This window comes from Pseudoroseomonas ludipueritiae (assembly GCF_014490445.1).
GTDB classification, from domain to species: Bacteria; Pseudomonadota; Alphaproteobacteria; order Acetobacterales; family Acetobacteraceae; genus Pseudoroseomonas; species Pseudoroseomonas ludipueritiae.
This window is the reverse complement of sequence record NZ_JACTUZ010000027.1, coordinates 1-23,089: the sequence shown is the minus strand read 5'-3', so window position 1 is coordinate 23,089 and position 23,089 is coordinate 1. Positions and strand designations below refer to the sequence as shown.

Genomic DNA, 23,089 nt, shown 5'->3' with positions numbered 1-23,089 from the left:
GCCGCCTTCAGGTGGTGGACCAGCTCGAGGTGCCGCTGCCACCCGCCGGCTGCGGCAGCGGCGCCCGGCGCTTCCGTTCCGCCAGGATGGCCACGATCACCAGCGCGCCGATCATGCCGACATGCTCGGTGGCGGTGTGGAAAGCGACAAGGCCGCGCTCCCCCTCCAGGCTCCAGAAGTGGTGCACCAGCGGGATGGTGAGCGCGGTGAAGACGCCTAGCGCCCCCGCCCCCAGCCAGGTCCAGCGGTTCAGGATGACCAGCGCCGACCCGCCGAGCTGAACGATGATGACGGCGATGTTGAACAGCACCGGCGGGTTGAGGCCGAACATGGCCATCTCCGCCACGCCGCCCTGGAAATCGATCAGCTTGGCCAGGCCGCTGCCCCAGAAGGGAAAGCACAGCAGGATGCGGGCGATGGCTTCCACCGCCCCGTTGTTCAGGATCGAACGGATCATCGGATGTTCCCCCGCCCCGCGCGGGCATGAAAAAACCGCCCCCGGGGCCCGGGGGCGGTTGTCTCATGGTTCCACGTGAAACGGAAGTTCGTTAGCGGCCCGTCATGATCCGCTCGACCAACTGCTTCACCGAGGGGATGAAGCCGTTCGAGTAGAAGGGGTCCTGCCCGAAGCGATAGGCATTATGCCCGGCGAACATCAGGTTGTGGTCGATCGGCCCGCCATGGGCGATGTCCTGCAGCGTCTTCTGGATGCAGAAGGAGCGGGGGTCGGCCTTCTTGCCATTGCTGTATTCCGGGCCGTGCTGCGTCCAGTTGGAGAAGCGGCAGTGGCTCAGGCAGCCCATGCAATCGGTCTGGTCCTTCAGGATCTCCCGCGCATTCTCGGGCGTCACGAAGACCAGGGTATTGTCCGGGGTGCGCAGCGCCTCGGTGAAGCCGGCGGCTTCCCAGTTGTGCACGCGCTCCAGGTCCCCCGGCGCCAGCCAGACCAGGCGCTTGCGCGGACCCACGCCGTATTCGGCGGTGTGCTCGCCGACCGGCTCGGGGCTGATCGCCACCTGACGCTCGTTGCGGGCTTCCAGATCGCGCAGGAAGTCGTTGCGCACCGCCGAGGAATAGAAGCCGGTGGGCGAGAAGGGCTGCAGCAGCACGTCGCCGGGCTGGAGCGTCAGCAGCTTCTGCTTCCAGGCATCGCTGATCGGGCTTTCCTGCGTCACCAGCGGGCGGGTGCCGAACTGGAAGGCGATGGGGCCGAGTTCCGGATTGTCGATCCAGTCCTCCCATTCCTCCAGCCACCAGACGCCACCGGCCATGATGATCGGCACATCGCCCAGGCCGAACTGCCGCATCTGCTGCCGCAGCTTCAGCACCCGGTCATAGGGCGCCTCGGGCTTGTTCGGGTCCTCGGAATTGGAGAGGCCGTTATGGCCGCCGGCCAGCCAGGGGTCCTCGTAGACCACGCCGCCCAGCAGTTCGGAGACCTTGGAATAGGAACGCTTCCACAGCGCGCTGAAGGCGCGGCCGGAGGAGACGATGGGGTAGTAGAAGACGTTGAACTCGCGCGAGATCTCCGCGAGCTTGTAGGGCATGCCGGCGCCGCAGGTGATGCCGTTGATGAGGCCCTTGGCCCCTTCCAGCACGCCGCGCAGGATGCGCTCGGCGCCGCCCATCTCCCAGAGCACGTTCATGTGCACGCGGCCCTGGCCATTGGCCCGCTCATAGGCCTCGCGCGCCTGGGTGATGCCGCCGGAGATGCCGTAGGCCACCAGTTCCTCGTGCCGCGCCACGCGGGTACGGCCGCTATAGACCTGGCGGATGACATTGCCTTCGGCATCGTAGCTGTCGGCATTGACGCCGGAGAAGGTGCCGACGCCGCCGGCCCCCGCCCATTCGCCACAGGAGGCTCCGGTCGAGACGGCCACGCCCTTGCCGCCTTCCACCAGCGGCAGCACATCCACCCCACCCATCCGGATCGCGTTGATCGCTTTCAAAGCCGTTCGCCGTTCCTGTGATTAAAAAACATTGATATTTCATACCATGCCTGGACGGTGCCTGTCGAAGGCAGGCACGTCCCGCATGGAGCCCGCCATTTGGCCCGGCGCCGCATATGTTTCAACGGTTTTCAGGGCCTATCACGCGAAACGGCGGGGCGTCGCCACCCCGCCGCCAGTCATGCCTCAGCTTGGGGGCAGCTTTCCGCCGCCCCCTGCCGGCCAAGCCTCAGTCGCGATGCGGGCGGCGCTCACGGCGCTCGCGGCGCTCACCGCGCGGCTCACGCTCGCCACCGCCATTCTCGCCTTCCTCGCGCGGGCGGCGGGCGCCGACCTGCTCGGAGATATCGGCGCCGCTGGCCTGGTCGACCACGCGCATGGACAGCTTGACCTTGCCGCGGTCATCGAAGCCCAGCACCTTGACCTTCACCTTGTCGCCGACATTGACCACGTCATTGGTCTTGTTGACGCGCTCATTGGCCAGCTCGGAGATGTGGACGAGGCCGTCCTTGGCGCCGAGGAAGTTCACGAAGGCGCCGAAATCGGCGGTCTTCACCACGGTGCCGTTGTAGATCACGCCGATCTCAGGCTCGGCCACGATGCCGCGGATGCGGTCGATGGCCGCCTGGGTGGCCTCCGGGGAGGTGGCCGCGATCTTGATCGTGCCGTCATCCTCGATGTCGATCTTGGTGCCGGTGGTCTCGACGATGTCGCGGATCACCTTGCCGCCGGTGCCGATCACTTCGCGGATCTTGTCCTTGGGGACATTGATCACGGTGATCTTCGGCGCGTTGGAGGCCACGTCCGTGCGGGCGCCGGTCAGGCCCTTGGCCATCTCGCCCAGGATGTGGAGGCGGCCCTGCTTGGCCTGCTCCAGCGCGATCTTCATGATCTCCGGCGTGATGGACGTGATCTTGATGTCCATCTGCAGCGCGGTGATGCCCTGCTCGGAACCGGCCACCTTGAAGTCCATGTCGCCGAGGTGATCCTCGTCGCCCAGGATGTCGGACAGGACGGCGAAGCCCTTGTCTTCCTTGATCAGGCCCATGGCGATGCCGGCGCAGGGGCGCTTCAGCGGCGCGCCCGCGTCCATCAGCGACAGCGAGGTGCCGCAGACGGTGGCCATGGAGGAGGAGCCGTTGGACTCCGTGATCTCGGACACGACGCGCATCGTGTACGGGAACTTCTCCTTCTCCGGCAGCAGCGGCCGGATGGCGCGCCAGGCCAGCTTGCCATGGCCGATCTCGCGGCGGCCCGGGCTGCCCATCCGGCCCGTCTCGTTCACCGAGTAGGGCGGGAAGTTGTAGTGCAGCATGAAGTTCTCGCGGTACTCGCCCGCGAGCTGGTCGATGATCTGCTCGTCCTGGCCGGTGCCCAGCGTCGCCACGCAGAGCGCCTGCGTCTCGCCACGGGTGAAGAGCGCGGAACCATGGGCGCGCGGCAGCACGCCGACCTCGGCCAGGATCGGCCGCACGGTCTTGGTGTCGCGGCCATCGATGCGCATGCCGGTGTCGAGGATGGCGTTGCGCACCACCGTGGCTTCCAGCTCCTTCAGCAGGCCCTTGGCCTCGGCGGCCTCTTCCTCGCTGAGCTGCGCCAGGATCGCCTTCTTGGCCTCGCCCACCTTGCCCTGGCGGACCAGCTTCTGGGTTTCCTTGTAGGCCTCGGCGATGGAAGCGCTGCCCAGGTCGGCCAGCTTCTTCTTCAGCGCGGCGGTCTCAGCGGATTCTTCCGGCAGGTCCCAAGGCTCCTTCGCGGCCTTCTCAGCCAGCTCGATGATGCCCTGGATCACCGGCTGGAAGCCGGCATGGCCGAAGGTCACCGCGCCCAGCATGACCTCTTCCGAGAGCTCGGAAGCCTCGGACTCGACCATCAGCACGCCTTCCTCGGTGCCGGCGACGACGAGGTCGAGGTCAGACTGCTTGATCTGCTCCAGCGTCGGGTTCAGCACGTACTGGCCGTCGATATAGCCGACGCGCGCGCCGCCCACCGGGCCGAAGAAGGGAATGCCGGAGAGCGTCAGCGCCGCCGAGCAGCCCACCAGCGCCACGATGTCCGGGCTGTTCTCCATGTCATGGGACAGCACGGTGGCGATGACCTGCACCTCGTTGCGGAACCCTTCCGGGAACAGCGGGCGGATGGGGCGGTCGATCAGGCGGGAGATCAGGGTCTCGGCCTCGGAGGGACGGCCCTCACGCTTGAAGAAGCCGCCCGGGATCTTGCCGGCCGCATAGGCCTTTTCCTGGTAGTTCACCGTCAGCGGGAAGAAGTCCTGGCCGGGCTTCACGCTGCGGGCGCCGACCACGGTGCAGAGCACGATGGTGTCGCCCAGGCGGGCCATCACGGCGCCATCGGCCTGGCGGGCGATCTTGCCCGTCTCCAGCGTCAGGGTCTTGCCGCCCCAGTTGATGTCCTTGCGGAAGTAATTGTCGAACATGCAACGTCCTTGCGTCGCGGCGGCAGCGCAGGGCGCCACCGGCCGTTCGGCCCACCGGATGCCGGCAGGCCCCTCTTGTTCGCGCGACGCGGGATACCCCGGAAACCAGCCGTCCGGTCCGCCCCAATTTGTTGTCGGGAGGATGCCGGCGTCTCGGGCGGCATGGATGGCCGCGGGGTAGCCGCGGAACGCACCATGTGGCCGGAAACGCCGCCACGACCGGTTGGTCGCGTAACAGCTTGGTCAACCGTGGCCCCGCTCACGCTCGCGGGTCCGGCCCAGCCGCATCATTTGCGGATGGACCGCGCGCCTTATGGACCGGTGATGGCCTGGATACAAACAAAATGCTCGCGGAGGCCGGGGCCAGAGGGGGCGCCGCCCCCTCTGGACACCCCCGCCGGGGTGGAAAGTCCACCCCGGACCCCGCTGTCAGTTTTTGCGAGAAGCCTTAGGGCTGAAGGGCCGCGCCTGTTATGCCGCAGGTCAATTCAAGCGGGGCCACGCAGGCTGAACCCGCAGTCACCGGAGGTCATGGACCTCCGGCGGAACAACCGTGCCGCCACCTCAAATAGACGGCGGGGTCTGGGGTGACACTGTCACCCCAGCGGGGTCCAGGGGCAGCGCCCCTGGCCTGTCCTCAGGCCTGCACGGCCAGCGCCGTCTCGTAATCGGCCTCAGTCTTCTGCCGCACTTCTTCCTCGGTGACGCCCGGCGCCAGTTCCACCAGGGTCATCCGCCCCAGGGCGCGGTCGATGGTGAAGACGGCCAGTTCCGTCACCACCATGTCCACCACGGCCTTGCCGGTCAGCGGCAGGGTGCACTGCTTCAGCAGCTTGGGCTTGCCGCCGGCGGTATGCTCCATCAGCACCACCACCTTCTTCACCCCGGCGACGAGGTCCATGGCGCCGCCCATGCCCTTCACCATCTTGCCGGGGATCATCCAGTTGGCGAGGTCGCCGTTCTGGGCCACCTGCAGGGCGCCCAGGATCGAGATGTCGATATGCCCGCCGCGGATCATGGCGAAGCTGGTGGCGCTGTCGAAGAAGGAGGTGGTCGGCAGCGCCGTGACGGTCTGCTTGCCGGCATTGATCAGGTCCGGGTCCTCGTCCCCCTCATAGGGGAAGGGGCCCATGCCAAGCATGCCGTTCTCGGATTGCAGCTGCGCCGAGATGCCGTCGGGGATGTGGTTGGCCACCAGGGTCGGGATGCCGATGCCGAGGTTGACGTAGAAGCCGTCCTCCAGCTCGCGCGCGGCGCGGGCGGCCATGTCGTCGCGGGTCCAGGCCATGTCTCTGTCTCCCCTTAAGCCACGCTCTCGGCGCCGGCGGCCGAGGTATTCGCATTGGGCGGGATGGCGTCGGTGATCCGCTTGCGCACGGTGCGCTGCTCGATCCGCTTCTCGTAATTGGCGGGCAGCTTGACGATGCGCTTCACGTAGATGCCGGGGGTGTGGATCTGGTCGGGGTCGATCTGGCCGGGCTCCACCAGCTCCTCCACCTGCACCACCGTCACCTTGGCGGCCGTCGCCATCATCGGGTTGAAGTTGCGGGCGGTCTTGCGGAAGACGAGGTTGCCCTCCGTATCGGCCTTCCAGGCATGGATGATGGCGAGGTCGGCGAAGATGCCGCGCTCCATCACGTAATGCTGGCCGTCGAACTCGCGGGTCTCCTTCCCTTCCGCCACGGCGGTGCCGTAGCCGGTCTTGGTGAAGAAGGCGGGGATGCCGGCGCCGCCGGCGCGGATGCGCTCGGCCAGCGTGCCCTGCGGGTTGAACTCGATCTCCAGCTCCCCGGCCAGGTACTGCTTCGCGAAGGTCGCGTTCTCGCCCACATAGGAGGAGATCATCTTGCGGATCTGCCGCGTCTCCAGCAGCAGGCCGAGGCCGGCGCCGTCGATGCCGGCGTTGTTGGACACCACCGTCAGGTCCTTCACGCCCGAATCCCGGATCGCCGCGATCAGCGCGGCGGGAATGCCGCTGAGGCCGAAGCCGCCGGAATGGATCAGCATGCCGTCGCGCAGCAGGCCATCGAGCGCCGTGCGCGCATCGGGGTAGACTTTCCGCATGGGGTTCGCTCCCTCACTCCTTGGTCGGATACCACGCTAAAGGTGGTGGCGGGGGCCGGGAAGGGGCGCCGGGGTGGCGATGAAAAACAGCTGAAAGATTTCTGCCGGGGGGGCTTGCGTGGCCCTTGGGGCGAAGTTATACCCCGCCACCGCTTCGAAAGAGGCGAACGACTACAAAGACTACGGGGCCATAGCTCAGTTGGTAGAGCGCTTGAATGGCATTCAAGAGGTCAGGGGTTCGACTCCCCTTGGCTCCACCAGTTTTCCCGAACAGGGCGCCCGGCAGCGGGCGCCCTGTTCTGTTTTGTGCCCTCCGGAGGCCGCCGCATGACCCGCGAACCGCACGACCTGCATGAAAGGGCGCTGCGCGACCGCGCGGTGCGCGCCGCCCGCGGCCAGGCGCCCTTCGATGTGCTGATCACCGGCGCCACCCTGGCCGACATGGCCACCGGGGAATTGCGCCCCGCCGATATCGGGCTGGTCGGGCCGCTGGTGGCCAGTGTCCATGCCCCCGGCACGCGCGCAGACGCGGCCTCGGTGCTGGATGCCACCGGGCTGATCGCCGCCCCTGGGCTGATCGACGCGCATATGCACATCGAAAGCTCGATGGTGACGCCGCGCCGCTATGCCGAGGCCGTGGTGCCCGCCGGCACCACCACCGTCTGCTGGGACCCGCATGAGCTGGGCAATGTCTCCGGCCTCCCCGGCGTGCGCTGGGCGGTGGAGGCGATGCGCGGTCTGCCGCTGCGCGCCCTGGTGCTGGCGCCTTCCTGCGTCCCCTCCGCCCCCGGGCTGGAGCGTGCCGGGGCTGATTTCGGCCCGGCCGAACTCGAGGAAATGCTTTCCTGGCCCGAGGTCGCGGGTGTCGCCGAAGTCATGGACATGCGCGGCGTGCTGGACCGCAGCCCCCGCATGGCCGGCATCGTCGGCGCCGGCCTCGACGCGGAGAAGCTGGTCTGCGGCCATGCCCGCAGCCTGACCGGCCCGGACCTCCAGGCTTTCGCGAGTGCCGGCATCGGCTCGGACCACGAGGTCGTCTCGGCCGAGGACCTACTCGAAAAACTGCGCGCCGGCTTCACGGTGGAATTGCGCGGCAGCCACGACTACCTGCTGCCGGATGCGGTGAAGGCCCTGGCCACCCTGCCCCACCTGCCGCAGACCCTGGTGCTCTGCACCGACGATGTTTTCCCCGACGACCTCGCGGAGAAGGGCGGCATGATCGACCTGCTGCGCCGGCTGGTGCGCTACGGCATGCCGCCGATGCAGGCCCTGCGCGCCGCCACCCTGCATGCCGCGACGCGCATCAACCGCCCCGACCTCGGCCTGATCGCCCCCGGCCGCCGTGCCGACCTGATGCTGCTGGACGGGCTGGAGACACTGGGCGTCGCGCATGTCTTCGCCTCCGGCCAGCACGTGGCCGAGGCCGGGCGCCTGCGCGCGCCCCTGCCGCCCGAGCACCCCGCCGGCCCGCTGCGCGACACCATGAAGCTGGCGCCCCTGGCGGCGGAGGATTTCCTGATCCGCGCCCCCGGCCCCCGCGCCACCCTGCGCACCGCCGTGAACCCGCGCTTCACGCAATGGGGCCAAGCCGAGGTGCCGGTGGTGGATGGCATCGCCCAGTTGCCGGAGGACGGCATCCTGATGGCCGTGATCCACCGCCACGGCCTGGCGCCCGCCACCCCCGTGCTGGGCGTGCTGCAAGGCTGGAGCCGGTGGCGCGGTGCCCTGGCCACCACGGTGGCGCATGATTCCCACAACCTCTGCGTCTTCGGCCGCGGCCCCGAAGACCTCGCCGCCGCCGCCAATGCGGTGATCGCGGCGGGCGGCGGCATGGCTGTGGCGCAGGGTGGCGCGGTGACAGCGCTGCTGCCGCTGCCGATCTGTGGCCTCGTCTCCGATGCGCCGGTAGAAGAAGTGGCGGAAGCCTTCCGTGCTTTGAAGGCGGCCGCCGACGAGATCGCAGATTGGAAGCCGCCTTATCTGGTCTTCAAGGCCATCGTGGGCGCATCGCTGGCCTGCAACGCCGGGCCACATGTCACGGACCTGGGTGTGGCGGATGGGGCGACGGGAGAATTGATCCCGGCGGCGCTGGTGGAAGCCTAAGGCTGGGGCGCTGCCCCAGGCCCCGCCAGGGTGACAGGGTCACCCCGGACCCCGCCATCAGTCTGGGTGGCACTTCACCGCGCGGCGTCAAGAAAACCAGAAAGCCGTAAGGGCTGAACCCGTAGTCGCCGAGGGTCCTGGACCCTCGGCGGAACCAGCCGCTTACTCACGGCGGGGTCTGGGGTGACCCTGTCACCCCAGCGGGGGTGTCCAGAGGGGGCGGCGCCCCCTCTGGCCCCGGCCCGAACCTCTTAGCGATCCCAGGCCGGCGCGAAGTCCGGGTTCACCATGCGCTGGTCCTTGGGCAGCGCATCGATGGCCGCCACGTCCTCGGCGGTCAGCTTGGCGGCCAGGGGCACGGCGTCCAGGTTTTCCTGCTGCGTCTGCTGGCGGCTGGCCTTGGGGATGGGCACCACGCCCTGCTGCCGCAGCAGCCAGGCCAGGGCCACCTGGGTCGCGGTGGCACCGTACTTGGCGCCGATGCCCTTCAGCACCGGGTCTTCCTGCAGGGAGCCCTTGGCCAGCGGCGTATAGGCTTCCAGCACGATCTGGCGCGGCTGGCACCAGTCGAGCAGCTTCTTCTGGGAGAGCAGCACGTGGTATTCCACCTGCAGCGCCGCCGGGGTCTCGCCCATTTCCTCCAGCTTGCGCATCAGCGCCACGGGGAAATTGGCGACGCCCCAGGCGCGGATCAGTCCGCTGGCCTGCGCCGCCTTCAGCACCTTCACGGCGCCTTCCAGGTCCATGGCGGGCTTCGGCCAATGGATCAGGAAGAGGTCCAGGTAATCCGTGCCCAGGCGGTTCAGCGAGCCTTCCAGGGAGCGGTGCAGCGGCTCCGGCTCCAGGTTGTCCCACCAGACCTTGCTGGTGACAAAGAGATCCCCGCGCGGCACGCCGCCGGCCTTGATGGCGGCACCGACCTCCACCTCGTTCTCGTAGCGCGCGGCCGTGTCCAGGTGCCGGTAGCCGAGGCCGATGGCGCGCTCGATCGCCTTCTGCCCTTCGGAGCCGGTCAGCTTGAAGGTGCCCAGGCCGAGCTTGGGGATGGCGAGGCGGGGGGTGGTCTCGACGGGGATGCTCATGCGGGGGCGTTACCTCTTGGACAGATCGACCAGCCCGGCGAATCCGGACTCGGTGCCGAAAGCGATCTGAGTCCCTGCCGGGTTCCATGCCAAGGCCGAGATTGCGCCACGGCCCGGCGCCGCCACCGGCACCACCTTGCCGGAGCCGATCTCGGCCATCAGCACCAGCCCGTCATCGAAGCCGGCCGCCACCACCTCATGCTGCGGGTGGCAGGCGACCTGGGTGCAGAGCACGCCGTCGCCGCCCGCCAGTTCCACCGGCGGCTTGCCCATGGGCCCGCCGGCGAAGAAGGGCCAGAGCACGATGCAATCGGCCCCCGCCGTGGCCAGCCAGCGCCCCTTGCCGGTGAAGGAGACCGACTTGATCTTGGTGGCATAGCCGGACATCCGCATGTCCTGCGCATCCGCCAGCCGCCAGCCGTGCAGGGCATTCTCCTGCATGGTGGTGACCACATGGGTACCGTCGGGGCTGAACCAGACGCCCTGGTGGCTGCCCTTCCAAGGCAGAACCTTGGCGGAGCCATCCTTGCTGTTGGCGAACCAGAGGCTGGCGCCGTTGTAATGCGCCACGGCCACCCGCTTGCCCTTGGCATCGAAGGCGATGCCGCCGACGGAGGACGGGTGCTCCAGCTTGCGGAACAGCGTTCCGTCCTTGCCAAACAGATGCACCACCTTGCCGACTGAGGCGGCGCGCAGCCCGTCCGGGTGCGCCGCCACGTTGTCCACCCACTTCATGGTGCCGAGCTTGGCGAACTCGTCCACCTTGCCGTCATTGGCTACGCGGGCCACCAGCCCGTCATCGCCGCCGGACAGGAAGCCGCTGGACACATCCGGGACCATGGAAAGGCAGGCGCCGTCATGCACCTCAACCTTGTTCCACTCACCCGTGATGTCGGTGGTGGAGGCGATGCGCATGGTGCCGTCGCCCAGGGCGAAGGCGGCCGCCTTGCCGTCGCGGGAAAAGGCGGCGCCGATCACCCAGGCGCCGAGCTCGTCGCCCTTGCCGCGCGAGGTCAGCAGGAAATCGGCGTCGGAGACGGTCTCGCTCATGCCGCCACACAGCCCTCGAAGCCGCGGCGCAGGCGCGGGCGGTTCAGGTCACGGCCGATGAAGACGATCTTGCTCTTGCGGGCGGAGCCCTCGGGCCAGGGGCCGATGTAGTCGCCATCCGCGATCATGTGCACGGCCTGGAAGGCGAAGCGGCGGTCCTCGTCCTTGAAGGCCAGCACGCCCTTGGTGCGCAGCAGGTCCTGGCCCTTGCTTTGCAGCAGCTCGCCGATCCAGGCATTGAACTTGTTCTCGTCCAGCGGCTCCGACACCTCGAAGGACAGGCTCATGATGTCCTCGTTGTGGGAATGGTTGTCCTCGCCGGACAGGAACTCGGGCTCGCGCTCCAGGATGCGGTCCAGCTTGAAGGCCTCGCGGCCCATCACGGCCTCGATCGGCACCTCGGACTTGGTGGCGCGGCGGATCTCGGCATAGGGGTTGATGGCGCGGATGCGGCGCTCGACCTCGGCGGCCTCCTCCTCCGTCACCAGGTCCATCTTGTTCAGGACCACGATGTCGGCGAAGGCGATCTGGCTGGCCGCCTCCTTGCTGTCCTCCAGCCGGGCGGCGAGGTTCTTGGCATCCACCAGCGTGACGATGGCGTCGAGATGCGTGGCGCGCTTGACGTCCTCGTCCATGTAGAAGGTCTGGGCCACGGGCGCCGGGTCGGCCAGGCCGGTGGTCTCGACGATGATGCCGTCGAACTTCTGGCGACGCTTCATCAGGTTGCCCAGGATGCGCACGAGGTCGCCGCGCACGGTGCAGCAGATGCAGCCGTTGTTCATCTCGAAGACTTCCTCGTCGGCATCGATGACGAGGTCGTTGTCCACGCCGAGCTCACCGAACTCGTTGATGACCACGGCGTATTTCTTGCCATGCTCCTCGGAGAGGATGCGGTTCAGCAGCGTGGTCTTGCCGGCGCCGAGATAGCCGGTCAGCACGGTGACGGGGACGGTGGTGTCGGCGGTATCGCTCATGGGGGTCAGTCTCCCTCCCAAGGGTGGGGCCTTTGTTCGGGCTGTTATATGATACGCTTCCCCCCGCAGGTCACGGGGGCACGGGTCTGCTATTCCCGGGGCGGAGAAGGCCGGGGGAATGAATTCCCCCAGACCCCCATCTTTTTTCCACAGGTTCACGGGTGGGCCTGCGGCCGCACCCCAAACTCGAAAAAAGAAGAAGGGGCCCGGGGGAATTCATTCCCCCGGCCTTTCCCCCGCCCCCGGCAACCCCTGGCACAGCACCGCCCATTCCCGCCGCAGCATGGCCAGCACGGCGGGCGCGGCAGGGTTTTCCCCATCTTCCCGCCAGGCCAGCACCAGTTCCGCCGCCGGCGCCACCGGCCCCGGCAGGGGGCGCAGCAGCACGCCGTCCGGCCGCAGCAGCCCGGCGGCTTCCGGCACCACGGCGATGCCGAGGCCCGCGCCGACCAGGGCCAGGATGGAATGCGTCTGGCTGATGAACTGCACCCGCGCCGGCGCCGCGCCGGAGATCTGGAACAGGCCCATCACCAGATCGTGCAAATAGCGGCCTTCCGCCGGGGGGTAGGTGATCAGCGGTTCCTCCGCCAGTTCGGCGATGCCCCAGCCTTCCTGCGCCAGCAGCGGGTGGGCTTGCGGCAGGGCCAGCAGCAGCGGCTCCCGCTGCAGCCGGGCGGTGCGGATGCCGGGGCGGCGGGCCATGGGGCGCAGCAGCGCCAGGTCGATCCGCCCGGCCTGGAGTGCCTCAAGCTGCTCCAGCGAGACCATCTCCCGCAGTTCCAGTTCCACCTCCGGCAGCCGGGCGCGGATCAGCCCCACCAGCCGCGGCAGCACGCCGTAGCCGGAGGCGGCGGTGAAGCCGATGGTGATCCGCCCGCTCTGCCCCTGGGCGATGCGGCGGGCATGCAGCGTGGCGCGCTCGGCCAGCCGCAGCATGCGGCGGGCATCGCGCAGGAAGGCCTCGCCCGCCGGGGTCAGCCGCACGGCGCGGTTGCCGCGCAGCAGCAGCGCCACGCCCAGCGTGTGTTCCAGCAACTGGATCTGCCGGCTCAGCGGCGGCTGGGTCATGTTCAGCCGGGCGGCGGCGCGGTGGAAATGCAGTTCCTCCGCCACGGCCACGAAGCAGCGAAGCTGGGTGAAGGCAAACATTGATCCAGATTCCGTATCGGCCGATGCCGAGAACAGCTTGGACCGGTATCGGTACGACCGCCTAGAGCGGAAAGCAGAAGGCCCGCCGCAACCGGGCCCGCACGGGAGAACGAACCATGGATCGCCGTAGCCTGCTGCGTGCCACGCTCGCCGCCACGGCCCTGTCGCCGCTGGCCGCCCCCGCGCTTCGGGCGCAGGGCTTCGACCACCCGCTGCGCCTGATCGTGCCCAATGCGCCGGGCGGCACCAGCGACATCCTGGCCCGCCTGCTGGGGCCGGAGCTGACCAAGGCGGTCGGCCAATCCGTGGTGGTGGAGAACCGCACGGGCGCCGCCGGCAATATCGGCGCCGATTTCGTGGCCAAGTCCGCGCCGGACGGCCATACGCTGCTGCTGATGGATGTCTCCACGCTGGCCATCAACCCGGCGCTGTTCCCGCGCATGCCCTTCGATGTGCAGAAGGATCTCGCGCCGGTCTCCATGATCATCTACGCGCCCTATCTGGCCGCGACGAAGAACGCCCTGCCGGCGAAGAATGCGGCGGAACTGGCCGGCTACGCCAAGTCCAGGGGCCTCAATATCGCCAATGCCGGTGTCGGCAGCCTGACGCATCTCACCTCGGTCGAGGTCGGCTCCGCCCTGGGCGGGGAGATCACGCATGTACCCTATCGCGGCGGCGCGCCGGCGCTGCTGGCGGTGGCCTCGGGCGAGGCCGACATGATCATCAACGGCGCCACCGCCACGCAGAGCTATGTCACCGGCGGCCAGATGCGTGGCATCGCGGTTTCCGGCCCGAAGCGCCTGGCGGCGCTGCCGGATGTGCCCACCTTCCGCGAGGTCGGCTGGCCGATGTCCGATGCCGGCACCTGGCAGGGGCTGATGGTGCAGGGCAATACCCCCCGCCCGCTGGTGCAGCGGCTGGAGGTGGCGCTGCGCGAGGCGGTGGCCCAGCCCGCCATCGCCGCCAAGCTGGCCGAACTGGGCGGCGAGCCGCGCACCGAGGGGCCGGAAGCCTTCCGCGCCTGGCTGGCCAGCAGCACCACCGAATTCGGCGGAGTAGTCGGCAAGCACAACATCAAGCCCGAATGAGCACGGCACCCGTGGCCCTGCGCCGGACCCCCGCCGCGCTCTCCGGCTTCGCGGCGGCCTTGTTCGAGGCCGCCGGGATGGAGCGGGAGAAGGCCGAAAGCATCGGCCGCATCCTGGTGCTGACGGACATGATGGGCCGCCGCACGCACGGCCTGGCGCAATGCGGCAACTACCTGGAGGAAGTGGCCCAGGGCGGCATGGCCACCAGCGGCCAGCCGGAGGTGCTGCGCGACACCGGCTCCACCGTGGTCTGGGACGGCGGCTACCGCCCCGGCCTCTGGCTGGTGGAACAGGCCATGGCGCTGGGCTTCGGGCGGCTGCGGGAACACGGCACCTTCACGCTGGCGATGCGCCGCAGCCACCATATCGGCTGCCTCGCCGCCCTGGCGAAGCAGGCGACGGACCGGGGGCTGTTCGTGATGCTGGCTTCCTCCGGCCCGCACAGCAAGATCGTGGCGCCCTTCGGGGGGAGGGAGGCGCTGTTCAGCCCCAATCCCTTCGCGGTGGGCTTTCCCACCGGGGCGGCGCCGGTGCTGGTGGATATCTCCGCCTCCATCACCACCGTCTCCATGACGCGGCAGAAGGCCGCCGCCGGGGAGCAGTTCGAGCATCCCTGGCTGCTGGATGCCGCCGGCCGCCCCACCCGCGACCCCAGGGCCATGGAGCATGGCGGCGGCAGCCTGATGCTGCTGGGCGGCGAGGAAGCCGGCCACAAGGGCTTTGGCCTCGCCCTCATGGTGGAGGCGCTGACCCAGGGCCTCGCGGGCCATGGCCGCCGCGATGCGCCGGGCCGCTGGGGCGCCAGCGTCTACCTGCAACTGGTGGACCCCGAGGCCTTCGCCGGGCGCGAGGCCTTCGTGGCGCAGATGGATTTCCTGGCGGAAGCCTGCCACGCCAATGCCCCGGTCGATCCGGAGCGCCCGGTGCGCCTGCCGGGCGAGCAGGCCAGCCGCCTGATCGCGCAGGCGGAGCGACAAGGGCTGGAGGTGCCGGAGAAGGTCGCGCGGAATCTGCGGGACTGGGCAGGGCGGCTGGGGGTGGATGCGGCGGTGCTGGACTAGCACCCTGCCCTTCCGGCTTGCCGGCGTCTTGGCAAAGGTCTAGCTGAAAGGCCGATCCAGCGGGGAAACGTCATGGCACGCAACAGGCAGGCCAGGTGGATGCGGCATCACGGGGTATCGCGATGGGCCATGGCGCTGGCCCTCGGGCTGGCGCTGCCGGCCGGGGCGGCCCTGGCCCAGCCGGCGCCCGGCGCCAGCATGCCGAAACAGCGCCCTTCCGGCGAATCCGCCGCCTGTCCCGGCGGCCGCACCGGCCCCATCGCGCTGCGGGCGGCGGATGCCGCCACCGTGCCGCCCCTGCTGCCGGATGAGCCGGTCTGCCTGCGGCTGCGGCCGCGGCAATCCGCCTTCTTCCGCGTCGCGCCGGAAGCGGGCGGCTTCTACACCGTCTCCACCCGCAAGCTGGCGCGCAGCACCGACACGGTGCTGGAGATGCTGGATGCCCAGTCCCGCGTCCTGGCCCAGGACGACGATGGCGGCAGCGAGGAACTGTCCTCCAGCATCGAGGTCGGGCCCGAGCTTGGCGCCACCCTGCTGCGCGCCGGCACGCTGGAAGACCAGGGCGGCACCTTCGAGCTGGTGCTGGTGCGCGACGCGCCCCGCCCGCCGCCGGATTTCCCCATCAGCCTGGTGGCGGCCGCCGCCCAGCCGCCGCTGGCGGCGGGGCAGGAAGTGACCCTGCGCCTGCGCCGGGGCCAGAGCGCCTATTACGCCCTGCCGGCCGAGCGCGGCAGGCTGGTGGCCCGGACGCTGAAGCTGCAGGGCGAGACCGACACGGTGCTGACCCTGCTGGATGCCAATGGCCAGCAGCTGGACGAGGATGACGACGGCGGCGGCGGCAATGCCTCGGCCCTGCCGCTGGACGGCGCGCCGGCGGGCCAGCTCTTCCTGCGCGCGTCCATCCTGGGCAATACGCCCGGCAGCTTCGACCTGGTGCTGCGGCAGGAGGAGCCGCCCCCGCCGCCCGATTTCCCCACTACGCTGGAGCAGGCCCGGCAGCAGGGCCCGCTGCCGGCGGAGGGCACGCGCTCCATCACGCTGCGCCGGCGGCAGCAGGCCATCTTCGCCCTGCCACCGGACCAGGCGCTGGTGATCCAGACCCGCAACCTGGCGAGCGGCACCGACACCGTGCTGGCGCTGCTGGACCAGGATGGCGAGGTGCTGCAGGAGGATGACGACGGCGGCAGTGATCTCGCCTCCCGGATCGCCACGGCCAGCGCGGGCGGGCGGGCTGCCTTTGTGCGCGCCGCCTCGCTGAACGGCGCCCCGGGCAGCTTCGACCTGGTGCTGCGCCCGGTGGGCGGCACGGCCAGCCCCGGCGGCGCCGCCAGCATCGAGGAAGCGGCGCGCCGCCCGACCCTGCTGCCCGGCGAGGCCGTGGCGGTGCAGCTGGAAGCCGGGGAGGCGGCGGTCTTCGCCCTGCCGCATGACGGCCGCCCCGTGCAGGCCCTGACCTTCGACCTGCAGAACGGCGCCGACACGGTGCTGGAGCTGCTGGATGCCGAGGGCCAGGTGCTGGAGGAGAATGACGATGCCGATGGCGGCCTCGGCTCCCGCCTGCTGGCCGGGCCGCAGCCGCGCCCGGCCTATCTGCGCGCCACCGGCTCGGGCGGCGCGGCGGCCAGCTTCTCGCTGGTGATCGTCCGCCCGGTGCCCTGAGGCGGCGGGCGGAGGCGGCTCAGGCCGGCTCCGCCTCCCGCTCCGCCCACATGGCCTGGAAGGCCGGGCGGGCCTGGCAGGCGGCGAGCCAGTCCCGCACCGCCGGCTGGGCCGCGAAGAGTTCCGGCATGCCCTGGGCGTAGCGCACCACTTCCGCCACGTTCAGGTCGGCCACCGTGAAGCGCCCGCCCACCAGCCAGCCGCCGCCGGCGCGCAGCGCATCGGCCAGGATGGCGAAATAGCGGTGCAGCCCGGGCAGTTCCCGCGCCACGGCCTCGGGCCCCGCGCGGGTCGAGAGCGCCTGTTCCTCGATCGAGGTCACGGCCCAGAAGCTCCACATGGTGGCCAGGGCTTCCTCCGTCGCATCGCGCGGCGCCAGCGGGCCGCCATGCTTGCGGGCGAGATGGAGCGTGATGGCCATGCTCTCGTGCAGCACCAGCCCGTCATCCTCGACCGAGGGGACATGCCCGTTCGGGTTGATGGCGCGGAAGGCGGGGGAGGTGGTGTTCAGCGGCGCATCGGGCGCCGCCGGGTCCGGCAGGCGGTAGCCCTGGATGACGGGAACGTGGCGGTATTCCAGCCCCAGTTCCTTCGCCAGCCAGATGGGGCGCGAGGCGCGCGAGCGCAGCACGCCATAGATCGTCAGGGCCATGGATGATCCTCGGTTGTTCAGCCGAGAATGCGGCCGATCACCTGCGCCGTATAGTCCACCACCGGGATCACCCGGCCGTAGTTGATGCGCGTCGGGCCGATGACGCCGATGGCACCGACGATCCGCTCCTCCCCGTTGCGGAAGGGGGCGACCACCATGGAGAGCCCGGCGCTGTCGAAGAGCCCGCTCTCAGCGCCGATGAAGATCTGCACCCCCTGCCCGCGCTGGGAGAGTTCCAGCAGCCGCAGCATGGTCTCCTGCGCTTCCAGCCGCTCGAACAGCGCCTGGATCTCCTGCACGCGGGCGAGCTGGTCCAGGTTCTCCAGCAGCTTGGCCTGGCCGCGCAGGATCAGCGAGCCGCCGCCACCGCCGGACCAGGTGGCCAGCCCGGCCTGGATGACCTGCTGGCTCAGCGCGTCCAGCGCGGTGCGGTTGGCCTCGATCTCCTGTTCCACCAGCGAGCGGGTTTCTTCCAGCGTGCGGCCGGACAGGCGGGCATTGAGGAAGTTGGAGGCCTGGGTGAAGGCGGAAGGCGGCAGGCCCGCCGGCACCTCGATGACGCGGTTCTCCACCTGCCCATGGGCATTGACCAGCACCACCAGCGCCCGCCCGGGGGAAAGCGCCACGAATTCGATATGCTTGATCGGCGCCTCGGTCTTGGGCGCCACCACCAGCCCGGCGGCCCCGGCCAGGCCGGAGAGCATCTGCCCCGCTTCCGACAGCGTCTCCTCATAGGACCGGCCCGAGGCGGCGCAGCGCATGGCGATGGCCTCGCGCTCGGTTTCCGTCAGGTCGCCGAATTCCAGCAGCCCGTCCACGAAGAGCCGCAGCCCCTGCTCGGTCGGCAGCCGCCCGGCCGAGGTATGCGGCGCGTAGAGCAGCCCGGCTTCCTCAAGGTCCGCCATGGCATTGCGGATGGTGGCGGGAGAAAGCGCCTGCGGCAGCCTGCGGGAGAGGGTGCGGGAGCCCACGGGCTCCCCGGTCTCCACATAGAGTTCCACCACCTGCCGCAGGATGGCGGCGCCACGGCTGTCCAGCCCGGGCAGCATCGCGGTGCCGCCCAGGTCACGCGGCAGCGTGCCTCGGGAATAGCCGGCGCGGGAGAATGGTGGCGGGCCCAACCTGTGAAACCCCTTGTGAACAAAGGAAAACGCTAGGCATCGGGTTGCGCTGCGTCAAGCACAGGCGCGGCCGGCTTTCACCGCTTCGTGCAGTTTATGAGGCACAGGCTGCAACACCTTGTCACATCGTCGCCATGATAGGGTTGCAAAGATATGGTCAAGAAGGCCGCGAGCTTGGCCTTTCCCATTGGACGGAGATGAGGTCGCATGACGGATACCCCGCCCAACCGCCTCTGGCCCCTGGCCCTCATGGGCTGGTTGGCCGCCTTCCCGCCCGCCGGCCGGGAAGCCAGCGCGGCGCAACCGCCGGAAGCGCCCCGCTATGAAAGCGGCGCCCCCGGCAGCCGCACCGCCTGGCTGCGCAATGCCCGGGCGCTCTACGCCCCGCTCTCGGCGCCGGAACGCGCCGCCATCCGCCGCCGGCGCCGGCGCGAGGCATCATGATGAGCCTGCCAGCCCTGAATGGGCTGGTCGCCGCGGTCCTGCTCTTCTCGCTGCTGGCCGGCGTGGTGGGGCTGATGCTGGACCGCGCCGCCCGCGCCCCTGGGCTGGCCACCGCCGCCGTGGCCATGCTGGTCTTCGGCCTGTCCTGGGGTGGGCTGCTGCTGATCGGGGAGTGAAGGAGGCTGCCGGGGCCACAGAGGGCTCCGCCCTCTCTGGACACTCCCGCCGGGGTGGAAAGTCCACCCCGGACCCCGCTGCCAGCTTGAGATTGGGCCTAAAGGACGCGGCATGGCGCCAGCCGCCTGCGTCGAAAAAAAGCCACGCCGATTGAAGCCGCAGTCGCCAGAGGTCATGGACCTCCGGCGGAACCACCGTGCCACCGGAACAAAACAGATGGCGGGGTCTGGGGTGACACTGTCACCCCAGCGGGGTCCAGGGGCAGCGCCCCTGGCCTGCCCTCAGAGCCCGGCGATCAGCGCATCCGTCACGGCCGCGACCTGCCCTTCATCCAGGTAGGGATGCATCGGCAGCGACAGCACGCGCTCGCAGAGGCTTTCGCTGGTGCTCAGCACCGGTCCGTTCGGCAGGCCGGCGGCATGGGCGGCGGCATAGGCCGGCTGATGGTGCAGCGGCTTGGGGTAATAGATGGCGCTGGGCACGCCGCGCTGCTTCATCGCCGCCATCACGCGCTCGCGCGTCGCGGCATTGGGCAGGATGACGGTGTAGAGGCCCCAGGCGGACTGGGCGCCAGGGCGCTCGCGCGGCACCACCACATGGTTGGCCAGGCGTTCCGCGTACCAGCCGGCGATGCGGGTGCGGGAGGCCAGTTCCTGCTCCAGCAGCGGCATCTTGCAGAGCAGGATGGCGGCCTGGAGGGTGTCCAGGCGGCCGTTCATGCCGGTGCGCTCCACCTCGTAGCGGGTCTTGCCCTCGCCATGGGTGCGCAGCGAGCGATACAGCTCCGCGCGGTCGGCGTCGTTGGTCAGGATGGCGCCGCCGTCGCCGTAGCAGCCCAGCGTCTTGGTCGGGTAGAAGCTGAGCGCCGTGGCATCGGCCCAGGCGCCGAGGCGCTTGCCCTCCAGCGCGCCGCCGAAGGCCTGGGCGGCGTCATCGAGGGCGAACATGCCCTCGGCGCGGCAGATCTCCAGGATCGCGGGCCAGTCGGCGGGCAGGCCGTAGAGGTCCACGCCCACCACGGCGCGGGGGCGCAGCTTGCCCTGCTCCTTCACCAGCGCGATGCGGCGCTTGAGGTCGGCGATGTCGATGTTGAAGCCATCTTCCGCCACATCCACGAAGACGGGCGTGGCGCCCAGCACCAGCGGCACCTCGGCGGTGGCGGTATAGGTGAAGGCAGGCAGGAAGACGGCATCGCCCGGGCCGATCTTCTCGGCCATCATGGCGATCTGCAGCGCATCGGTGCCGGAGGAAACGCCGACGGCATGCTGGGCGCCGGCGAAGGCGGCCAGCTTTTCCTCGACCTCCCGCACCTCGGGGCCGTTCACGAAGGCGCCGCTATCCAGCACCTTGGCGATCCGGGTGTTCATCTCCGCGCGGATCAGCGCCTGCTGCGCCTTCATGTCAAAGAGGGAGATCGGGCGCGCGGTGGTCTCGGTGGTCATGGTTCGGATCGCTCCGGCAAACGCGATGTCGGGCCGGAACCGCGAGGGGCTCAGGCCTGGATGACGCGGTGATAGGCCGAGCCGGGGGTGATTGGGAAATCACCAGCGGTTTCAACTTGCAACGGCTCCAGCCTGACCGCCGCGTCGCGGTAGACGCCGCGCGTATCCACCACCAGGGGCGCATGGGCGCGCACCAGGGCGAAGTCGATGCCGGGCTGCGGCGTCACCACCAGCACGGCATCCTGCGCCGCCAGCAGTTCCGGGGTCAGCTCCTGGCTTTCCAGGTCCGGCGCCTCGCCACCCAGGCGGCGGGTGACGGGGAAGCGCGGCACCAGCGGGTCGTGGTAGCCGAGCACGGCCCGCCGCTCCTCCAGCAGGCGGAAGATCTCCACCGCCGGGCTTTCCCGCGTGTCGGGCACGCCGGGCTTGTAGGCCAGGCCCAGCAGCAGCACGCGGGCGCCGCGCAGCGTGCGGCCGCGGGCTTCCAGCGCGTCGCGCAGCCGGTCCACCACGTAATGCGGCATGGCGTCATTCACCCGCCCGGCCAGTTCCACGAAGTCCGACGGCACGCCCAGTTCCCGCGCCTTCCAGGCGAGGTAATAGGGATCGACGGGAATGCAGTGGCCACCGAGTCCAGGGCCGGGGCGGAAGGGCATGAAGCCGAAGGGCTTTGTCTGCGCCGCGTCGATCACCTCATGCACGTCGAGATGCAGGGCGTGGCTGATGCGCTTCAGCTCGTTCACCAGGCCGATATTCACGGCGCGGAAGACATTCTCGTAAAGCTTGGTCAGTTCCGCCGCCGCCAGCGAGGTCATGGGCACCAGATGCGGCGTGGCGGCGCCATAGAGCGCCATCGCCACTTCCAGGCAGGCCGGGGTGGCGCCTGCCACCAGCTTGGGCACGCGGCCGAAGGTGCCGTCCGGGTTGCCGGGGTCCTCACGCTCCGGGCTGTAGCAGGCGAAGGCATCCAGGCCGACGCGCAGGCCCGCCGCCGCCAGGGCGGGGAGAACAAAGTCCTCGGTGGTGCCGGGATAGGTGGTGCTTTCCAGCACAATGGCCTGCCCCTGCCGCAGGTGTGGCGCGAGGGAAGCCAGCGTCTGCGCCACCGGCTCCAGGATCGGCTCCTTGTGCGGGCCGACGGGGGTAGGGACGCAGATCAGGATGGCGTCGCAGTCCCGCGCTGCGGCGAAATCTCCATGCGCCGCCACGCGAGCCGCCGCCACGCGGCCATCGACGATGCCATGCACCGGGCTGCGCCCGGCATTGATGGCCTCCACCTTGGCCGCGTCGATATCAAAGCCCGAGACGGGAAAGCCGCATTCGGCGAAGCGCAGCGCCAGCGGCAGCCCGGCATAGCCCAGCCCGACCACGCCGATGCGCGCTTCCCTGGTGTGAATGCGCGCGGCCAGCGCCCGGGCTGTGTCCATTCGGCTATCCGCCTTCGGTGTTGTGGTCGAATTCCGGCACCAGCCGGGCGAGCTGCGCCAGCGCCGCCTCCCGGTTGCCGTCGCGGGCATAGGCCGCGATCTGGTCGATGGCCGCGCCCATCTGCGCCGCGTCGGCGGTGCGCGGCGTCGCCACCAGCAGGCCGGGGAACTGGGTGGGGCGCGGCGGCTCCTGCCCGTGGAAGAGCTCCTCGAAGAGCTTCTCGCCAGGGCGGAGGCCGGTGAAGCGGATCTCCACATCTTCGTCTGGCCGCAGGCCGGCCAGGCGGATCATCCGCCGCGCCATGTCCACGATCTTCACCGGCTTGCCCATGTCGAGCACGAAGATGCCGCCATCGGCCAGTTCGGGCGGCTGGTCCGCCCGATCCTCGGCGCCGACCACGCTGGCCTGCAGCACCAGCCCCACGGCCTCGCGCACCGTCATGAAGTAGCGGCGCATATCCGGGTGGGTCACGGTCAGCGGCCCGCCGCGCTCGAGCTGCCGGCGGAACAGCGGCACCACCGAGCCGGTGGAGCCCAGCACATTGCCGAAGCGCACGGTGACGCAGCGCATGGCGGACTGGTTGCCCTTGGGCCCGTGCCGCGCCTCCACATCCAGCGCCTGGCAGTACATTTCCGCCAATCGCTTCGACGCACCCATCACGCTGGTCGGGTTCACCGCCTTGTCGGTGCTGATGAAGACCATGGCGCGGCAGCCCACGGCGCGGGCGGCGTCCGCGATGACGCGGGTGCCCAGCGCATTGGTCAGCAGGCCCTCCAGCGGGTCGTTCTCCACCATCGGCACATGCTTCAGCGCGGCGGCATGGAAGACCAGCTCGGGCCGTACCTCCTCCATCAGGCGCGCGATGCGCTCGGCATCGCGCACATCGGCCAGCACGGCGCGGCGCGGCACGTTGGGGTGCAGCTCCGTCAGTTCGAGGTCGATGCCGTAGAGGGCGAATTCGCCATGGTCCAGCAGCGTCAGTTGCGAGGGGCCCAGCGCCGCCACCTGCCGCGCCAGCTCGCCCCCGATGGTGCCGCCGGCACCGGTGACCAGCACGCGCCGGCCCTGCACCAGCCGGGCCATGCCCTCGCGGTCCAGCGGCACCTGCGGGCGGTCCAGCAGCTCCTCGATGGCCACCGGGCGCAGGTCGAAGCGGCGGTTGCCGGTACTGGCGGTCTGGCGCGTGGCGGGGTCGAGCCGCGTCAGGCG

At 69.8% G+C, this 23,089-nt stretch carries 20 protein-coding genes and 1 tRNA gene; 7 read left to right on the top strand and 14 right to left on the bottom strand.

Translation table 11 applies throughout. The annotated features are described in order from the left end of the window. Window positions 1–7 precede the first annotated feature (7 nt). The 5 genes from IBL25_RS09005 to IBL25_RS08985 all read right to left on the bottom strand — a co-directional run bounded on the left by IBL25_RS09005 (window position 8) and on the right by IBL25_RS08985 (window position 6,450). Entirely contained in the window at window positions 8–457 is a 450-nt protein-coding gene (locus tag IBL25_RS09005) for a DoxX family protein (RefSeq protein WP_187778218.1), read from the bottom strand. Between the two features lie 91 nt (window positions 458–548). Then, the gene (locus IBL25_RS09000; protein ID WP_187778217.1) at window positions 549–1,949 is read right to left on the bottom strand and encodes an NAD(P)H-dependent flavin oxidoreductase; all 1,401 of its coding nucleotides are present in this window, start codon (window positions 1,947–1,949) and stop codon (window positions 549–551) included. A 229-nt stretch (window positions 1,950–2,178) separates the two neighbouring features. Further along, complete coding sequence (pnp, locus tag IBL25_RS08995; protein WP_187778216.1) at window positions 2,179–4,386, bottom strand: polyribonucleotide nucleotidyltransferase; 2,208 nt, start codon at window positions 4,384–4,386, stop codon at window positions 2,179–2,181. A gap of 637 nt (window positions 4,387–5,023) precedes the next feature. Beyond that, window positions 5,024–5,674 (bottom strand): CoA transferase subunit B, encoded by a 651-nt coding sequence (locus IBL25_RS08990; protein ID WP_187778215.1) that lies wholly within the window; start codon window positions 5,672–5,674, stop codon window positions 5,024–5,026. Window positions 5,675–5,688: 14 nt separating this feature from the next. Beyond that, window positions 5,689–6,450: a CoA transferase subunit A gene (locus IBL25_RS08985; RefSeq protein ID WP_187778214.1), complete on the bottom strand. Its 762-nt coding sequence runs from the start codon at window positions 6,448–6,450 to the stop codon at window positions 5,689–5,691. 184 nt (window positions 6,451–6,634) lie between these two features. On the opposite strand from IBL25_RS08985, the gene IBL25_RS08980 reads away from it, so the two are divergent. Beyond that, a tRNA-Ala gene (locus IBL25_RS08980) sits at window positions 6,635–6,710 on the top strand. Window positions 6,711–6,777: 67 nt separating this feature from the next. Continuing rightward, the gene (locus IBL25_RS08975) at window positions 6,778–8,553 is read left to right on the top strand and encodes an adenine deaminase (protein WP_187778213.1); all 1,776 of its coding nucleotides are present in this window, start codon (window positions 6,778–6,780) and stop codon (window positions 8,551–8,553) included. Between the two features lie 251 nt (window positions 8,554–8,804). Here IBL25_RS08975 and IBL25_RS08970 read toward each other — a convergent pair whose 3' ends face one another. The 4 genes from IBL25_RS08970 to IBL25_RS08955 form a co-directional block, all read right to left on the bottom strand. Next, complete coding sequence (locus IBL25_RS08970; protein ID WP_187778212.1) at window positions 8,805–9,635, bottom strand: aldo/keto reductase; 831 nt, start codon at window positions 9,633–9,635, stop codon at window positions 8,805–8,807. Window positions 9,636–9,644: 9 nt separating this feature from the next. Next, window positions 9,645–10,685, bottom strand: a complete 1,041-nt coding sequence (locus tag IBL25_RS08965; protein WP_187778211.1) for a WD40 repeat domain-containing protein — start codon at window positions 10,683–10,685, stop codon at window positions 9,645–9,647. After that, window positions 10,682–11,659, bottom strand: coding sequence for a CobW family GTP-binding protein (locus IBL25_RS08960; RefSeq protein ID WP_187778210.1), 978 nt, complete (start codon window positions 11,657–11,659; stop codon window positions 10,682–10,684). The genes IBL25_RS08965 and IBL25_RS08960 overlap by 4 nt, the downstream gene beginning before the upstream one ends. A 216-nt stretch (window positions 11,660–11,875) precedes the next feature. Continuing rightward, complete coding sequence (locus IBL25_RS08955) at window positions 11,876–12,808, bottom strand: LysR family transcriptional regulator (protein ID WP_187778209.1); 933 nt, start codon at window positions 12,806–12,808, stop codon at window positions 11,876–11,878. Window positions 12,809–12,924: 116 nt separating this feature from the next. Here IBL25_RS08955 and IBL25_RS08950 point away from each other — a divergent pair, with 116 nt between their 5' ends. The 3 genes from IBL25_RS08950 (at window position 12,925) to IBL25_RS08940 (ending at window position 16,616) form a co-directional block, all read left to right on the top strand. Beyond that, entirely contained in the window at window positions 12,925–13,896 is a 972-nt protein-coding gene (locus IBL25_RS08950; protein WP_187778208.1) for a Bug family tripartite tricarboxylate transporter substrate binding protein, read from the top strand. Then, on the top strand, window positions 13,893–14,957 hold the full coding sequence (locus IBL25_RS08945; protein WP_187778207.1) for an Ldh family oxidoreductase: 1,065 nt from the start codon (window positions 13,893–13,895) through the stop codon (window positions 14,955–14,957). Before IBL25_RS08950 ends, IBL25_RS08945 begins: the two co-directional genes overlap by 4 nt. Before the next feature lie 129 nt (window positions 14,958–15,086). Next, window positions 15,087–16,616, top strand: a complete 1,530-nt coding sequence (locus IBL25_RS08940; protein WP_187778206.1) for a hypothetical protein — start codon at window positions 15,087–15,089, stop codon at window positions 16,614–16,616. Between the two features lie 19 nt (window positions 16,617–16,635). On the opposite strand, the gene IBL25_RS08935 is transcribed toward IBL25_RS08940, so the two are convergent. Then, window positions 16,636–17,268, bottom strand: coding sequence for a glutathione S-transferase family protein (locus IBL25_RS08935; RefSeq protein ID WP_187778205.1), 633 nt, complete (start codon window positions 17,266–17,268; stop codon window positions 16,636–16,638). Between the two features lie 17 nt (window positions 17,269–17,285). Then, window positions 17,286–18,317 carry a heat-inducible transcriptional repressor HrcA gene (gene hrcA, locus IBL25_RS08930; RefSeq protein WP_187778235.1) on the bottom strand — a complete coding sequence of 344 codons (1,032 nt, stop codon included), beginning with the start codon at window positions 18,315–18,317 and terminating at the stop codon, window positions 17,286–17,288. A 279-nt stretch (window positions 18,318–18,596) separates the two neighbouring features. Here hrcA and IBL25_RS08925 point away from each other — a divergent pair, with 279 nt between their 5' ends. Both IBL25_RS08925 and IBL25_RS08920 read left to right on the top strand, forming a co-directional pair. Then, on the top strand, window positions 18,597–18,833 hold the full coding sequence (locus IBL25_RS08925; RefSeq protein WP_187778204.1) for a hypothetical protein: 237 nt from the start codon (window positions 18,597–18,599) through the stop codon (window positions 18,831–18,833). Beyond that, window positions 18,830–19,009 (top strand): hypothetical protein, encoded by a 180-nt coding sequence (locus IBL25_RS08920; RefSeq protein WP_187778203.1) that lies wholly within the window; start codon window positions 18,830–18,832, stop codon window positions 19,007–19,009. The genes IBL25_RS08925 and IBL25_RS08920 overlap by 4 nt, the downstream gene beginning before the upstream one ends. Before the next feature lie 282 nt (window positions 19,010–19,291). Here IBL25_RS08920 and IBL25_RS08915 read toward each other — a convergent pair whose 3' ends face one another. The 3 genes from IBL25_RS08915 to IBL25_RS08905 all read right to left on the bottom strand — a co-directional run. Then, a complete protein-coding gene (locus tag IBL25_RS08915) occupies window positions 19,292–20,452 on the bottom strand; it encodes a DegT/DnrJ/EryC1/StrS family aminotransferase (protein WP_187778202.1) in 1,161 nt (386 codons plus the stop codon). A 50-nt stretch (window positions 20,453–20,502) separates the two neighbouring features. Then, entirely contained in the window at window positions 20,503–21,879 is a 1,377-nt protein-coding gene (locus tag IBL25_RS08910) for a nucleotide sugar dehydrogenase (protein WP_187778201.1), read from the bottom strand. A 4-nt stretch (window positions 21,880–21,883) separates the two neighbouring features. Further along, the coding region (locus IBL25_RS08905) for a UDP-N-acetylglucosamine 4,6-dehydratase family protein (RefSeq protein ID WP_238940300.1) at window positions 21,884–23,089 on the bottom strand (1,206 nt) is incomplete at its 5' end.